The sequence below is a fragment of the Pseudomonas sp. OE 28.3 genome, assembly GCF_014268205.2.
Taxonomy (GTDB): Bacteria; Pseudomonadota; Gammaproteobacteria; order Pseudomonadales; family Pseudomonadaceae; genus Aquipseudomonas; species Aquipseudomonas edaphica.
Genome location: NZ_CP077082.1, coordinates 1920839 through 1934599 on the forward strand (window position 1 = coordinate 1920839; position 13761 = coordinate 1934599).

At 60.1% G+C, this 13761-nt stretch carries 15 protein-coding genes; 9 read left to right on the forward strand and 6 right to left on the reverse strand.

The annotated features are described in order from the left end of the window. Positions 1–147 precede the first annotated feature (147 nt). Entirely contained in the window at positions 148–1068 is a 921-nt protein-coding gene (locus HU759_RS08705) for a ParB/Srx family N-terminal domain-containing protein (protein WP_099548661.1), read from the forward strand. 156 nt (positions 1069–1224) lie between these two features. Here the strand turns inward: HU759_RS08705 and HU759_RS08710 are convergent, their stop codons facing one another. Beyond that, positions 1225–1911: a hypothetical protein gene (locus tag HU759_RS08710; protein ID WP_099548662.1), complete on the reverse strand. Its 687-nt coding sequence runs from the start codon at positions 1909–1911 to the stop codon at positions 1225–1227. 78 nt (positions 1912–1989) lie between these two features. On the opposite strand from HU759_RS08710, the gene HU759_RS08715 reads away from it, so the two are divergent. Then, positions 1990–2274, forward strand: a complete 285-nt coding sequence (locus HU759_RS08715) for a hypothetical protein (protein ID WP_026013726.1) — start codon at positions 1990–1992, stop codon at positions 2272–2274. On the opposite strand, the gene HU759_RS08720 is transcribed toward HU759_RS08715, so the two are convergent. Together HU759_RS08720 and HU759_RS08725 are read right to left on the reverse strand one after the other, a co-directional pair. Further along, complete coding sequence (locus tag HU759_RS08720; RefSeq protein ID WP_017137392.1) at positions 2271–2744, reverse strand: cyclic nucleotide-binding domain-containing protein; 474 nt, start codon at positions 2742–2744, stop codon at positions 2271–2273. The genes HU759_RS08715 and HU759_RS08720 overlap by 4 nt on opposite strands. 70 nt (positions 2745–2814) lie before the next feature. Then, entirely contained in the window at positions 2815–4857 is a 2043-nt protein-coding gene (locus HU759_RS08725) for a S9 family peptidase (protein WP_170040555.1), read from the reverse strand. A 21-nt stretch (positions 4858–4878) separates the two neighbouring features. On the opposite strand from HU759_RS08725, the gene HU759_RS08730 reads away from it, so the two are divergent. The 4 genes from HU759_RS08730 (at position 4879) to HU759_RS08745 (ending at position 8067) form a co-directional block, all read left to right on the forward strand. Further along, positions 4879–5415, forward strand: a complete 537-nt coding sequence (locus HU759_RS08730) for a hypothetical protein (RefSeq protein ID WP_017137394.1) — start codon at positions 4879–4881, stop codon at positions 5413–5415. A gap of 30 nt (positions 5416–5445) precedes the next feature. Next, positions 5446–6222 (forward strand): class II glutamine amidotransferase, encoded by a 777-nt coding sequence (locus tag HU759_RS08735; RefSeq protein WP_017137395.1) that lies wholly within the window; start codon positions 5446–5448, stop codon positions 6220–6222. Between the two features lie 11 nt (positions 6223–6233). After that, positions 6234–6776 carry a DUF2937 family protein gene (locus HU759_RS08740; protein ID WP_099548664.1) on the forward strand — a complete coding sequence of 181 codons (543 nt, stop codon included), beginning with the start codon at positions 6234–6236 and terminating at the stop codon, positions 6774–6776. A 121-nt stretch (positions 6777–6897) separates the two neighbouring features. Further along, on the forward strand, positions 6898–8067 hold the full coding sequence (locus tag HU759_RS08745) for an IS4 family transposase (protein ID WP_099549335.1): 1170 nt from the start codon (positions 6898–6900) through the stop codon (positions 8065–8067). Between the two features lie 118 nt (positions 8068–8185). On the opposite strand, the gene HU759_RS08750 is transcribed toward HU759_RS08745, so the two are convergent. Continuing rightward, positions 8186–9100, reverse strand: coding sequence for a LysR family transcriptional regulator (locus HU759_RS08750; protein ID WP_170038786.1), 915 nt, complete (start codon positions 9098–9100; stop codon positions 8186–8188). A gap of 175 nt (positions 9101–9275) precedes the next feature. Between HU759_RS08750 and HU759_RS08755 the strand changes: the two genes are divergently transcribed. Genes HU759_RS08755 through HU759_RS08765 form a run of 3 tightly spaced genes read left to right on the forward strand, consistent with a single transcriptional unit; the run spans position 9276 to position 11628 of the window. After that, positions 9276–10016, forward strand: a complete 741-nt coding sequence (locus tag HU759_RS08755) for a 5-oxoprolinase subunit PxpA (protein WP_017137398.1) — start codon at positions 9276–9278, stop codon at positions 10014–10016. After that, positions 10013–10717 carry a 5-oxoprolinase subunit PxpB gene (gene pxpB, locus HU759_RS08760; protein ID WP_170038796.1) on the forward strand — a complete coding sequence of 235 codons (705 nt, stop codon included), beginning with the start codon at positions 10013–10015 and terminating at the stop codon, positions 10715–10717. Before HU759_RS08755 ends, pxpB begins: the two co-directional genes overlap by 4 nt. Next, positions 10714–11628, forward strand: a complete 915-nt coding sequence (locus HU759_RS08765) for a biotin-dependent carboxyltransferase family protein (protein WP_169985547.1) — start codon at positions 10714–10716, stop codon at positions 11626–11628. The genes pxpB and HU759_RS08765 overlap by 4 nt, the downstream gene beginning before the upstream one ends. Before the next feature lie 106 nt (positions 11629–11734). Here the strand turns inward: HU759_RS08765 and HU759_RS08770 are convergent, their stop codons facing one another. Then, positions 11735–12913 (reverse strand): VWA domain-containing protein, encoded by a 1179-nt coding sequence (locus tag HU759_RS08770; RefSeq protein ID WP_138816246.1) that lies wholly within the window; start codon positions 12911–12913, stop codon positions 11735–11737. Then, a complete protein-coding gene (locus HU759_RS08775; RefSeq protein ID WP_017137402.1) occupies positions 12913–13758 on the reverse strand; it encodes a MoxR family ATPase in 846 nt (281 codons plus the stop codon). Before HU759_RS08775 ends, HU759_RS08770 begins: the two co-directional genes overlap by 1 nt. Between the last annotated feature and the right edge of the window lie 3 nt (positions 13759–13761).

Genomic DNA, 13761 nt, shown 5'->3' on the forward strand with positions numbered 1-13761 from the left:
GCTCCTGGCTATTTGGGGGTTCACGGATAGGGTTGATTCTAGCCGCTCGCGAGGCAAATGACCGCTGGCTTTTTCAGCCGCGGTACAGCTGCGCTTGAGCGAACGTTTGTAGTATCGGCATATTCACTTCACAAGGATCTGAAACCTATGCGTGTGTACACATGGACCGCAGCCCTGCTGCTCAGCGCCCTGGCCGCTCAAGCCCAGGCGTTCTCCACACCCAAGCCCGGCCAGGTGATCGAGGTGGCCCTTGAGCAACTGCACCCGACCCAGGCCGTGGTGGGCTTTGACCAGATCTACTACAGCCTGGGGCTGTTCGCCGACAAACCGGCCAAGGTGTTCGACGAATACTGCGAAACCAACGGCCAGGGCGCCGCCGACAACGTGCCGAAGAAAGCCGACCTGCACCAACCCGATAGTTTCACCTGCAAAGACCCGGTGGGCACCCACCCCGACGACATGAAAACCGTGGTGGTCGGCCCCGGTGGCCAGTTGTACCTGACCGACGGTCACCACAGTTTCACTACCTTGTGGGAAGTGCCCGGCGGCGGCCCGCAACTGAAAATGTGGGTCAAGGTAACCGATGACTTCAGCAACAGTGCCGACATGAACACCTTCTGGCAGCGCATGGAAGCGGCCCGCAAGGTCTGGCTCAAGGACAATCAAGGCCAGACCCTGCCGCCGCAACAGCTGCCTGCGCACCTGGGCTTCAAGAACCTGCAGGACGACACGTTTCGCAGCCTGGTGTATTTCACCCGTAAGGCCGCCTACGGCAAGCCGGACGATGGCGCGATTGCGCCGGAATTCCTGGAGTTCTACTGGGGCAACTGGCTGCGTACGCAGATTGATTTGAAGGCGTACAACTTGAACAAAAAGGGCGGCTATAAGGACGCGATTGAGGCGGTTGCCAAGCGCATGGTCAGCCTGGCGCCGGGTTCGCAGGTGGGGAGCAGCGGTTTTACTGCCAGGCAACTGGGCGGTATGACCCAACTGGACCAGGGCGAGCTGGACAAGACCTTTGAGAAAAAAGTGCCGTATGTGATCGACTATCGAAAATCCCGGGGCTGACACGGGACCAAAATGTGGGAGCTGGCTTGCCTGCGATGCTGGCACCTCGGTGATTCAGGTAGACCGCGGTGATGCTATCGCAGGCAAGCCAGCTCCCACACAAGCCAGCTCCCACACCAGCGGGCTCCTACAGGTTTTTTTTTGTGTCAGCGGGCCTCAGCCCTTGAGCTTCTCGGCAATCCAGATGGTATGCCGGGTGCCCTTGTTGCCATGGGCGAACACCTGCACTTCCTCGGCCTTGAACCCGGCCTTGCGCAGTTTGTCGCTGAACAGCTTGTCGGCGCTGGCTGACCACACCGCCAGCACGCCTTTAGGCCGCAGCGCTTTGGCACACGCGGCCAGGCCACCGGCCGAATACAGCCAACTGTTGGCTTTTTGCGTCAGGCCTTCGGGGCCGTTGTCCACATCCAGCATGATCGCGTCAAAGCCTTGCGGCTCGGCCTGCAGCACCTTGGCCACGTCTTCCATGCGGATCACCGTGCGTGGGTCCAGCAGCGGGCGGCCGGATTTTTCCCCCAGTGGGCCACGGTTCCATTCCACTACGCCAGGCACCAATTCCGCTACCACCACTTCAGCGCCCTTGCCCAAATGCTTGAGTGCCGAGGCCAGGGTAAAGCCCATGCCCAGGCCGCCGATCAGCACCCGCGAACCCGGCCGACCGGCGACTTTACGGCAAGGAATCTCCGCCAGCGCGTCTTCGGAACCATGCATGCGCGTGTTCATCAACTGGCCGCCGTCACCGCCCTGGATCTTGATGACAAAATCCTCGCCGTATTCGAACAGGCACAAGGCACCGCCGTTGTCGGGGATTGGGGTGGTGTCGAGCAGAACGAAACGTTTCATGGAAATCTCATTGGGAAGGGCATTCTTGCGCGGTTGGGAGTAGCCTTACGACATTCCGGTCAGGCCATGGAGCCATCGATGAAGTGCAGCATTCTAACGGTCATTGCGTTGAGCGCGCTCACATTGGGTGCGGCGCAGGCGCAAGAGGCGCAAACCGTGCCCGTGGCGCCTACGCCAACCCCCGGTGCGCCGGGCACGCCGACGCCCACCTTGTACCCGCAAGTCACTCCGCCCGTGGCGCCCAAAACCACCGCGAACGGCTCACCGGCGCTGGTGCCGATTGTGTTGCCAACGCCGCCCAAGGATCAGACGGTGCCTGGCCTGCTGCAAAATGACAGCAAGCCGAAGACGCCCGGCGGTTAAAATTGCTGGGACAGTAATTGCCCGTCGGCCATGCGCAGGCGCTTGGACAAGGCAATCGCAATCGCGCGAATGATCTTGGCCGCTACCCTGGGGGCTTCGTTGAGCATTTTTTCCAGCGCATCTTTGCCCAGGTTCAACAGCACGCAATCACTGGCGGCCACGCAACTGGCGGAGCGCCGCTCGCCGTCAAGCACGGCCATCTCGCCAAAAGCCCGGCCACTGCGCAGGGTGGCGATGGTCAGGCGCTGGCCGGTGTGATTGGTTTTTTGCACGGCCACCTGGCCGCTGTGCAGGATGCACATGAAGGTGCCCGCATCGCCCTCGAGGAAAATCACCTCATCGCGGGCAATGCTGCTGATATTGAAGTAGCCGGCGGCCACGTGAAAATCTTCCGGTAACAGCGGGTCGAACAGGCCGCAATCCATGAGCATGTCGCGGATTTCGTTGTTCATCAGAGTCGGTAGTGGCATAGCTGCAATCTTGGTCCATCAATCAAGTCGGGCGGTCTTGTGTTCAGACAGGACCGCCTTGCTAAGTTCCTTAAACGAGCCCCAGGGCCTTGAAGACAAATCCATATTCGAGCGCTACGTCACGTAATCCCTGGTAACGCCCGCTCATCCCGCCATGGCCGGCACCGAGTTCAGTCTTGAGCAGCAACAGGTTGTGGTCGGTTTTGGTGTCGCGCAATTTGGCCACCCACTTGGCCGCTTCCCAATACTGCACGCGGCTGTCGTTGTAGCCGGCAATCACCAGCATGTGCGGGTAAGCCTGGGCCTGGACGTTTTCATAGGGCGCGTAGGCCTTGATGCGTTCATACACCTCGGGCTCTTGCGGGTTGCCCCACTCGTCGTACTCGGTAATGGTCAGCGGCAGTTCCGGGTCGAGCATGGTGTTGAGCACGTCGACGAACGGCACTTCGGCAATCGCCGCCTGGAACAGCTCCGGGCGTTGATTGAGCACCGCGCCGATCAACAGGCCGCCGGCACTGCCGCCGCTGATAGCCAGCTGCTTGGAGGTGGTCAGCCCTTCGGCGATCAAGTGCTCGGCGCAGGCGATAAAGTCGCTGAACGTGTTCTGTTTGTGTTCCTGCTTGCCATTGCGGTACCAGGCTTCACCCAGCTCACCGCCGCCGCGTACATGCGCGATGGCAAATGCCACGCCACGCTCCAGCAAACTCAGGCGCGCATGGGAAAACCAAGGGTCGAGGCTTGAGCCGTAGGCGCCGTAGCCATAGAGGTACAGCGGCGTGGGTTGGCCAAGCTGATCACGCTTGACCACCAGGCTGATCGGCACCTGAGTGCCATCTGCAGAAGTCGCCCACAGCCGTTGGCTGACATAATCGTCGGCGTTGAACACACCGAGTACCGGGGTTTCCTTGAGCACCACCTGCGCGCCGCTGGCCAGTTCAAGCTGGCGCACCTGGGCCGGACGGTTCAGGGCTTCATAACGCAGGCGGATCTTGTCGCTGGCAAATTCCAGGCTGTTCTGCACGTAAAGGCTGTAGGCGGCGTCAGGCAATTCCACGCGGTAGGCGCTCGAACCCTGCGGGTGCACTTCGATCACCGGCAGGCCGCCGATACGCAGACTCAAGGTCATGGCGCTGGCATTGAGGGTCACGCCGTCGAGCATCACGTCATCGCTGTGGGGGACCAGGTTCTGCCATTGATCCTCGCTTGGCACACTGCCAGTGTCGGCGGCGATGAACAGCGCATAGTTGATGCCGTCACGGTTGCTGCGGATAAACCAGGTCCATTGGTCATCCAGCATGCCGTGGTCGACATCGTATTCATGGTCTTCGACCCGTGGCGCCAGGCAGGTGAAAGCCTGCTGTGGCTGGTCGGCGTCCAGCGCCCAGATTTCGCTGGTGGTCTTGCTGCCCAGGGCCAGCAGCAATTGGCGCTCGGAGCTGGAGCGGTAGCAATGCAGGAAGAACCGCCCGTCGGGCTCGTGGAACACTTCCTGCGCTGCCGTGCCATCCAGGCGGTAGCGGTAAAGCTTGTGCGGGCGATGGGTGTCGTCCAGTTCGCCGAAGAACAGCGTCAGGCTGTCGTTGGCCCAGGTCATGCTGCCGTCGCAGTCTTCAAACTCCAGTTCGCTGACCTTGCCGGTGGCCAATTCCTTCACGTACAGGGTGTAAATCTCTTCACCGCTGGTGTCGAGGCTGTAAGCCAGGCGCAGGTGGTCGGGGCTGATGCTGAACGCGCCCAGGGAGAAAAAGCCGCCGTTTGCCAGCACATTCGGGTCCAGCAGCAATTCTTCGCTGCTTTCGTCCACCGTGTTGCTGTCATCCGCCGGGCGACGGCAGCGGTAGTGGCGGGCGTATTCATCACCGGCGGTGGTGCGTGTGTAATACAGGTACGGGCCCCACGGCGAAGGCAACGACAGGTCGGTTTCCAGGATGCGGCCCTTGATTTCTTCGAACAGGCTTTGACGCAGGGCTTGCTGGCCGGCGAGCTGGTCTTCCTGCCAGGCGTTTTCGGCTTTGAGGTAATCGAGGACTTCAGGTGTGTCACGTTCCTGCAGCCAGGCATACGGGTCCGGGCCTTGGGCCTTGCGGGCGATCGGGGCAGTCGATATAGGCATGGATCACTCTCTGTCTGGCGGATGGTGGCAGGCATTGCAGCCGAGACACGCAAAAGCCGTTATCATAGCCGCCTCTTTGCCAGCCTTGCCATGGACACCATGACCGAGAACGACTATCTGACCGCTTGGGGCCTTTACGCCTTCGCCGCTTTGGGCTGCCTGTTGGTGTGGTGGCGCATGACCCGCTGGATCTGGCGCTGGCTGCGTGAGCCGCTGCAATTGTTGATGGCGGTGTTGCTGTTCAGCCCGACCATCGTCGACCCGGTCAAGACCCAGTTTGCGCCAGCCGTGGCCATTACCGCCCTGGACCTGGTGCTGCACGTGGGCAATAACGCCTGGCGGGCCATCTCCGACCTGTTCATGTACACGATGATTGCGTTTGGCGTGTATATCGTGTTCGTGTTGATCCGCTGGCCCATCGAGCGTGCCGCCAACGCCCGCCGTGAGCGCAAGGCCGCCGCCGACGCCGCACTGGCCGCCGAGCCGGTAGACGAAGACGACGAACCTTTCCGTCGCCCGCCGCCTGCCGGCAATCTGCGGGTTGAGCCGCGTCTTTAACGTTGTAAGCCCTGCAGCGAGAGCCCTGGCATGTGTGAATTATTGGGCATGAGTGCCAACGTCCCCACCGATATCGTGTTCAGCTTTACCGGGCTGATGCAGCGGGGCGGGCGTACCGGCCCCCACCGCGACGGTTGGGGTATCGCGTTTTACGAAGGCCGTGGCCTGCGGCTGTTCCAGGACCCGGCCGCGAGCAGCGAGTCGGAAGTCGCCCTGCTGGTGCAGCGTTATCCAATCAAAAGTGAAGTGGTGATTGGCCATATCCGCCAGGCCAATGTGGGCAAGGTGAGCCTGGCCAACACTCACCCGTTCGTGCGTGAACTGTGGGGCCGTAACTGGTGCTTTGCGCATAACGGCCAATTGGCCGACTTCAACCCGCGCGCCACGTTCTACCGGCCGGTGGGCGACACCGACAGCGAAGCGGCGTTCTGCGACCTGCTCAATCGCGTTCGCGAAGCCTTTCCGGAGCCGGTGGAGATCGAGCAGGTGCTGCCGGACCTGATCGCCGCCTGCGCCGAATACCGCAGCAAAGGCGTGTTCAACTGCCTGCTCAGCGACGGCGACTGGCTGTTTTGCTACTGCTCGACCAAACTGGCGCAGATTACCCGGCGCGCACCGTTTGGCCCGGCGCGTTTGAAAGATGTCGACGTGATCGTCGATTTTCAGGCCGAAACCACGCCTGATGACGTAGTCACGGTGATCGCCACCGAGCCCTTGACCGACAATGAAAACTGGACCCGCTACGAACCGGGCCAATGGAGCCTGTGGCGACGCGGTGAATGCGTCAGCCAAGGCGTTACCGAGTAAGGATATCGACCATGTTGCTCAGTTATCTGCGGTTGGTGCTGTTTGCCATTGGCTTGTTGGTCGGCGTGCAAGTGCCGGGGTTTATCAACGACTACGCCAAGCGCGTTGAAGCCCATTTGATCGAAGCCCAGACCGGCCTGCGCGGCTTTGATGCCACGGCGCAGCAGTTCTTCAATGGGGACTTGCAGGCGTTGGTGGCCCATTACCGCGCCAGTGATGACCCGGTGTTTCGCAGCGATGCCAACAGCCTGGGCACTTTGCTCGATCGTCAGGTGGCGTTGGACAAGCAGTTCCAGGCCATGCAAGGCCCGTGGTACATCCGCGCGCTGCAAGTGGCGGTGGCTGCCGACCCGGATATCCGCCTGGAAACCTGGAATGGCTACAGCTACCAGATTTTGCTGACGCCTGAGGCGATGGGCTGGGGTTTGGGCGGGGCGATGCTGTTGTCGTTCGGCATCGAATGCCTGTTCCGCCTGATCGACTGGGTGGTGTTGGGCGGCAAGCGCCTGCGCCAGAGCCGGCCGATCGAAGAGCGCGACCTTAAAGGCCTCTAAAGATGATCGTTCCCACGCTCTGCGTCACTAGTGTCCGGTAAAAACCAAAGGGGGAGCTTGCTCCCCCTTGTTGTTCGCGACTGTCAGTCATAATCGGATTTTTCAGACTCGATTTTGACCCATGTTTACCAGTACCCGTTTAGCCCACCTACTCAGTGCGATCCCGCGCCAGTTCTTTCGGCAATCCACCGAAAAGCACCAGGCTGATCGCTACGTCAAACGCTGCACGAGCTGGCAATTGCTGGTGACACTGGTCAGCGGCCATATAACCCAAGCTTTAAGCCTGCGGTCCTTGGCCACTTTTTCCGAAACGCTAAGTCCGCATAGTTACCATCTTAAAGCGGGGCCCGTCGCCCGATCGACCCTGTCAGATGCCTTGAACAAGCGAAACTACCGGCCATTCCAGGATCTTTGCCAATTACTGTTGAGCGGCATCAGCCGCCAGCAGCGCAAAGAAGTCGGTGCCATGATTAGCCTGCTTGATTCCACGTCAATCACTTTGCGCGGACCTCACTTTGATGACTGGACAGCCTCCACGAAAACCCGCATCACGCAGGGCCTGAAAGTACATGTCGGACTAGATTTGGCGCAGTTGGCCCCGGTGTACGTCAACATCACTCCTGCCAACGTCAACGACCTGAGCGATGCGCTGGAAATGCCGATTCAGGTCGGCATGACGTATGTCTTTGACAAGGGATATTGCGATTACAACTGGTGGCACCAGTTGCAGACCAAAGGAGCCTTTTTCGTCACCCGCCTGAAAAAAAACGCCAATATCAAAGTGCTGCACAAGCACTCGATCGCAGCCGAGCAAAGCCCCGTCATGACCGACGAAGTCATCCTGTTCGGAAAAAAGCATCTAGGCGGCAAGCGTCTTAATGACTACCGAGAAACGCCGGCAAGACGCGTGGTGGTAGAACGCGAGGGACACGCCACGCCGTTAATCCTGGTGACCAATGACTTCGTAAGATCAGCCGAAGAAATCGCGGGATTGTACAAAGATCGCTGGAAGATCGAGCTGTTTTTCAAGTGGGTCAAGCAACATCTGAAACTCAAACGCTTCTACGCATTCTCTGAAAACGCCGTGCGTCTGCAGATTTACAGTGCCTTGATCAGCTACTTGTTATTGCACCTTTACCATCGTCGCTCAGAATTTACCGGTTCGTTGTTTGAGCTGACGGTTCGCATATCTCATGTCCTGCACGAACGGCCCGCGACGCCAGAGTTGAGGGATCGACGAAGGCAGGAGCGAGAAAAGCTGAAGGCTGCCCAAGGCAGCCTTCAGCTATGAAACATGTTTACCGGACACTAGTGACGCTCTGCGTGGGAATGCCTCTTGTGACGCTCTGCGTCAGGCTTTGGGACGCAGAGCGTCCCGGGCTGCATTCCCACGCGGAGCGTGGGAACGATCATTGGCTTAGTACCATCCTTTCTTCACCCACTTCCTCGGCATACCGCGCCACCACCTTCTGACACAACCCCACAATCTCCTCCACCAACTCCACCCCCACACGCCACGACACCACCACCTGCAAATTCGGCAGGCGTTGCGCCATGGGCAGCATCACCAGCTCTCCGCGAGCCAGTTCTTCCATCACCAGCACCGGCGGTAACGCGCCAATCCCGAAGCCATCGCGCAGCAAGCGGGTAATCGCCGACACCGAGTTCACGCAGTTCATGCGTGGCGAGGCCACCCCGTTGGCCTGCATCAGGCTCAGCACATCCTGGTGCGGGTGGGAATTTTTCGAGTAGGTGATGATGCGCTCCTGGGCCAGTTCGGCGAGGGAGGCGTAGTCACGGTTGTAGATGGAGTGGCTGGCGACTATCCAGGCCATGGGGTGGCTGGCCAGCTCCAGGCTGCGCACGGTTTCCAGGCGCAGCAGGTCGGTTTGCAGGATCAGGTCGAGGAAGCCTTTTTGCAGCTGATCACTGAGGTTAAGCGCCGTATCGGCGACCAGTTCGATTTCTACCCGCGGGAAGTGATCCATCAATTGTGCCACCAATGGGCTCAGCCAAGTGTGGATTACCGTGTCCATGGCACCGATGCGGATGCGCCCAACCTTGCTGCTGGTGGTCTCCAGGGACTGCTTCAAACCCTGCATTGTGACCATCATCTGCTCGGCATAATCGAGCACCTTCAAGCCTTCCGGGGTCAGGCTGACGCCGCGTGAATCGCGCAGAAACAGCTTCACACCCAGTTCGCTTTCGAGCACGGCGATGCGGCTGGAAATCGAGGCCTGGGTGGTGAACAGCTTTTCGGCGGTCAGGCGAAAGCTCTTGAGCTTGGCCACCCAGACGAAAGTTTCGAGGAACTTCAAATTCATGGGATCAACTTTTCTTATGCTTGGATCGGTTTTTATTAGTTGGACGCCGCACCCGGCAAACGCCAAAAATCGAGGCATTCCACGATAAGCGCCGTTAGGGTGTCAGGACAAGTTGCGAGTTCTGCGTAAAAAATCCCACACTACAAAAAATACAAAGCCTACAGGAGCAACCACCGTGAGCCGTCTGCTTTTGAATTGCGACATCGGCGAAAGCTTTGGTAACTGGACCCTGGGTCTGGACGCCGAGGTCATGCCGTTCATCGATTGCGCCAACGTGGCCTGTGGTTTTCATGCCGGCGACCCGAGCATCATGCGCCAGACCGTCAGCCTGGCACTCAAGCATGGCGTGCAAATAGGTGCGCACCCGGCCTACCAGGACCTGCAAGGGTTCGGCCGCCGTTCCATGGCCTATACGCCGCAGGAAATCCAGGACCTCATGCACTACCAGATCGGCGCCCTTGAGGGCATCTGCCGTGCGCAGGGTACCCGCGTCAGCTACGTCAAACCCCATGGTGCGCTGTACAACGACATGATGGCCAAACCGGCGCAACTGCGAGCGGTGATGCAGGCTGTGGCCGCGTATGGCGATTTGCCCTTGATGTTGCTGGCCAAAAGCGACAACAGCGAGGCCCAGGCGATGGGCGATGAATTCGGCCTGACACTGTGGTTCGAAGCCTTCGCTGATCGCGCCTATGACCCTAAGGGCCATCTGGTTTCGCGTCAGTTGCCGGGCGCGGTCCATCACGACGCCGACACCATCGTGCAGCAAGCCCTGACCATTTCCCGTGGGCAAGCCCTGACGGCCAGCGACGGCAGCGCCCTGGTGTTGCAGGCCAACACCCTGTGCGTACACGGCGACAACGCCAGCTCGATCGCCGCTGTGCAGCGCATCCGCGAGGCGTTGAAACCAGCATGAAGCCACGCATTGAAGTGGTGGCCATCGACTGCCTGATGGTGCGTCTGTTTGAGGTGATTGCGGAAGCCAACATGCCGTGGATGCTCGCCGCCACCCAACGTCTGCGTGAAGGTTTTGGTGACGCGCTGGTGGATCTGGTGCCGTCCTACACGACCTTGATGGTGCATTACGACCTGACTGCGCTGAGCCCCGCTCAAGCGCGGGAACTGATCGATCAGGCGCTGACCGACTTGCAACCCCAGGCGCAGGGCAGCGGCCAGTGCCACGTGTTGCCGGTGTGGTACGACCTGAGTGTCGGCCCGGAACTGACGTTGCTCAGCCAGCGCAGCGGGTTGTCGATCGAGCAGGTGATCCATCGCCACAGTGCCCACGAATACCAAGTCTTTGCCCTCGGCTTCGCGCCCGGTTTTGCCTTTATGGGCTTGGTCGACGAAATCCTCGCCACACCACGGCTCAACACGCCGCGTAAACGCGTGGCGGCCGGCAGTGTCGGCATTGCCGAGCGGCAAACCGCCGCCTACCCGGTGGTGTCGCCGGGCGGCTGGAACCTGATCGGTCGCACCCCGGCCAAACTGTTCGACCGCGAGCGTGACGGCTACAGCCTGATGCAGCCGGGCGATACCGTGCGTTTCGAAGCGGTCGGCCACGCCGAATTCATCCATTTGGGTGGCGATGACACGCCGTTGGAGGCGCAGGCATGAGCCGCTTGTTGATCGAGGCCAGCACGCCGCTGTGCCTGTTACAGGACGCCGGACGCTTTGGCGTGCGCCACCTGGGCGTGACCCAGGGCGGTGCGCTGGACTGGGTGTCGATGTCTTGGGCCAATTGGCTGCTGGGTAATACGCTGGATGCGCCGGTGGTGGAAATCACCCTGGGCGGGTTTACCGTGCAGGCCGAAGACTATTGTTTGCTGGCATTGGCCGGGGCGGATTTGGGCGCCTATATCGACGAACGCGCCATCAGTCCCGGGCGCAGTTTTATCCTGCAAAAGGGTCAGCGTCTGCGCTTTACCCAGCCATTCAGTGGTGCGCGGGCTTACCTGGCGGCGCCCGGCGGGTTTGATGCGCCGGCTGTGCTGGGCAGTTGTTCCACGGTGGTACGTGAGGCATTAGGTGGGCTGGACGGTTTCGGCAAGGCCTTGGCCGAAGGCGGGCGGTTGGTTTATTCCGGTACGGGCGGCGCGATGAACGTGCTGAGCACGCCTGATCTGCCGGCAAAAGCGCCGCTGGACGTGATTGTCGGCGCGCAGATCGGCCAGTTCAGTGGGCAGAGCCTGTTCGATGCATTCAATACCGACTGGTCGCTGGACAGCCGCGCCGACCGCATGGGCATGCGCCTGCTGGGCACGCCGTTGCAGTACCAGGGGCCGTCGTTGATCTCTGAAGGCATCCCGTTGGGCGCGATCCAGGTGCCGCCGGATGGGCAGCCGATTGTGTTGCTCAATGATCGGCAGACCATTGGCGGCTATCCGCGTTTGGGCGCACTGACGCCGTTGGCATTGGCGCGGCTGGCGCAGTGTTTGCCGGGGGAGAAGGTGAGGCTGGCGCCAGTGGTGCAGGAGACTGCGCATCGGCAGCACATCGAGTTTTTGCAGCGGTTTTTGAATCGCTAAAAGCATCGCAGGCAAGCCAGCTCCCACAGGGGAATGCATTTCAACTTTGGAATGCACTCCCCTGTGGGAGCTGGCTTGCCTGCGATAGCGTCAGTGAATACACCACCTACTTAGACAGAAAACGCATGCCTTCTTCCAGCCCACGCAACGTCAGCGGATACATCTGATCCTCCACCAACTCGCGCACAATCCCCGTCGACGCCGTATAGCCCCAAGTGTCTTTCGGGTACGGGTTAATCCAGATCAGCTTCTTGTACTTGGCCATGAAGCGCTGCATCCACACATACCCAGGCTCCTCGTTCCAGTGCTCGACACTGCCGCCGGCCTGGGTGATTTCATACGGCGCCATCGACGCATCGCCGATAAAAATCACTTTGTAGTCGGCGCCGTACTTGTGCAGCAGGTCCTGGGTAGAGGTGCGCTCTGAAGTGCGGCGCTGGTTGTTCTTCCACACCGACTCGTACACGAAGTTGTGGAAGTAGAAGTACTCCAGGTGCTTGAACTCGGTTTTGCACGCCGAAAACAGCTCTTCGCAGATCTTCACGTGAGCGTCCATCGAGCCGCCGATATCGAACAGCAGCAACAGCTTGATGGTGTTGCGCCGCTCCGGGCGCATCTGGATATTCAGCAAGCCGGCATCCCGCGCCGTGTGGTCGATGGTGCCGTCGATATCCAGCTCTTCAGCCGCACCCTGACGCGCAAACTTGCGCAGGCGGCGCAGGGCGATCTTGATATTGCGCGTGCCCAGCTCGACCTGATCGTCGAGATTCTTGTATTCGCGCTGGTCCCAGACCTTTACGGCTTTGCCCTGGCGTTTGCCGGCATCACCAACCCGGATACCTTCCGGGTTGTAGCCGCCGGAGCCAAACGGGCTGGTGCCCCCGGTGCCGATCCACTTGTTGCCGCCGGCGTGGCGTTCTTTCTGTTCTTCCAGGCGTTTCTTGAATTCTTCGATCAACTTGTCCAGGCCGCCAAGGGACTGGATCTGCGCGCGTTCCTCATCGGTCAGCGAGCGTTCGAATTCCTTGCGCAGCCATTCTTCAGGGATCAACGCCTGCAGGTGGTCGTCGAGCTTTTCCAGCCCATTGAAATAGGCGCCGAACGCACGGTCGAATTTGTCGAAGTGCCGTTCGTCCTTGACCAGAATCGCCCGGGCCAAGTAATAAAACTCGTCCATGTCAGCGAAGACCACGCGCTGTTTAAGCGCGTTGATCAGGTCGAGCAGCTCGCGCACCGACACCGGCACCTTGGCGGCGCGCATCTCATTGAACAGGTTGAGCAGCATCAGCGATTACCGCGACGGCTCATGAACGCCAGACGCTCCAGCAACTGCACGTCTTGCTCGTTCTTGACCAGGGCACCGGCCAGCGGCGGAATAGCCTTGGTCGGGTCGCGCTCGCGCAGCACCGCTTCGCCGATGTTGTCGGCCATCAGCAGCTTGAGCCAGTCGACCAGTTCGGAGGTGGACGGCTTTTTCTTCAGGCCCGGCACTTTGCGCACGTCGAAGAACACGTCCAGCGCTTCGCTGACCAAATCCTTCTTGATATCGGGGTAGTGCACGTCGACGATCTTTTGCAGGGTGCTGCGGTCGGGGAACGCAATGTAATGGAAGAAGCAGCGGCGCAGGAACGCGTCCGGCAGCTCTTTTTCGTTGTTGGAGGTAATGATGATGATCGGGCGTTTCTTGGCCTTGATGGTCTCGTCGATTTCGTAGACGTAGAACTCCATCTTGTCGAGTTCTTGCAGCAGGTCGTTGGGGAACTCGATGTCGGCCTTGTCGATTTCATCGATTAGCAGGATCACGCGCTCCTCGGACTCGAAGGCTTCCCAGAGCTTGCCCTTTTTCAGGTAATTGCGCACATCGTGGACTTTCTCGTTGCCCAGTTGCGAGTCGCGCAGGCGGCTGACCGCGTCGTACTCATACAGGCCCTGATGCGCCTTGGTGGTCGACTTGATGTGCCAGGTGATGAGCTTGGCACCAAAGGACTCGGCCAATTGCTCGGCGAGCATGGTCTTGCCGGTGCCCGGTTCGCCCTTGACCAGCAGCGGCCGCTCCAGGGTGATGGCGGCGTTGACGGCCAGTTTCAGGTCATCGGTAGCCACATAGGCCTGGGTGCCTTCGAACTTCATCGG

What these genes read in the sequence shown, in the direction of transcription:
- HU759_RS08705 (WP_099548661.1), top strand. Translation starts at nt 148, where the DNA reads ATGCGTGTGTACACATGGACCGCAGCCCTGCTGCTCAGCGCCCTGGCC.
- HU759_RS08710 (WP_099548662.1), bottom strand. Translation starts at nt 1,911, where the DNA reads ATGAAACGTTTCGTTCTGCTCGACACCACCCCAATCCCCGACAACGGC.
- HU759_RS08715 (WP_026013726.1), top strand. Translation starts at nt 1,990, where the DNA reads ATGAAGTGCAGCATTCTAACGGTCATTGCGTTGAGCGCGCTCACATTG.
- HU759_RS08720 (WP_017137392.1), bottom strand. Translation starts at nt 2,744, where the DNA reads ATGCCACTACCGACTCTGATGAACAACGAAATCCGCGACATGCTCATG.
- HU759_RS08725 (WP_170040555.1), bottom strand. Translation starts at nt 4,857, where the DNA reads ATGCCTATATCGACTGCCCCGATCGCCCGCAAGGCCCAAGGCCCGGAC.
- HU759_RS08730 (WP_017137394.1), top strand. Translation starts at nt 4,879, where the DNA reads ATGGTGGCAGGCATTGCAGCCGAGACACGCAAAAGCCGTTATCATAGC.
- HU759_RS08735 (WP_017137395.1), top strand. Translation starts at nt 5,446, where the DNA reads ATGTGTGAATTATTGGGCATGAGTGCCAACGTCCCCACCGATATCGTG.
- HU759_RS08740 (WP_099548664.1), top strand. Translation starts at nt 6,234, where the DNA reads ATGTTGCTCAGTTATCTGCGGTTGGTGCTGTTTGCCATTGGCTTGTTG.
- HU759_RS08745 (WP_099549335.1), top strand. Translation starts at nt 6,898, where the DNA reads ATGTTTACCAGTACCCGTTTAGCCCACCTACTCAGTGCGATCCCGCGC.
- HU759_RS08750 (WP_170038786.1), bottom strand. Translation starts at nt 9,100, where the DNA reads ATGAATTTGAAGTTCCTCGAAACTTTCGTCTGGGTGGCCAAGCTCAAG.
- pxpB (WP_170038796.1), top strand. Translation starts at nt 10,013, where the DNA reads ATGAAGCCACGCATTGAAGTGGTGGCCATCGACTGCCTGATGGTGCGT.
- HU759_RS08765 (WP_169985547.1), top strand. Translation starts at nt 10,714, where the DNA reads ATGAGCCGCTTGTTGATCGAGGCCAGCACGCCGCTGTGCCTGTTACAG.
- HU759_RS08770 (WP_138816246.1), bottom strand. Translation starts at nt 12,913, where the DNA reads ATGCTGCTCAACCTGTTCAATGAGATGCGCGCCGCCAAGGTGCCGGTG.
- HU759_RS08775 (WP_017137402.1), bottom strand. Translation starts at nt 13,758, where the DNA reads ATGAAGTTCGAAGGCACCCAGGCCTATGTGGCTACCGATGACCTGAAA.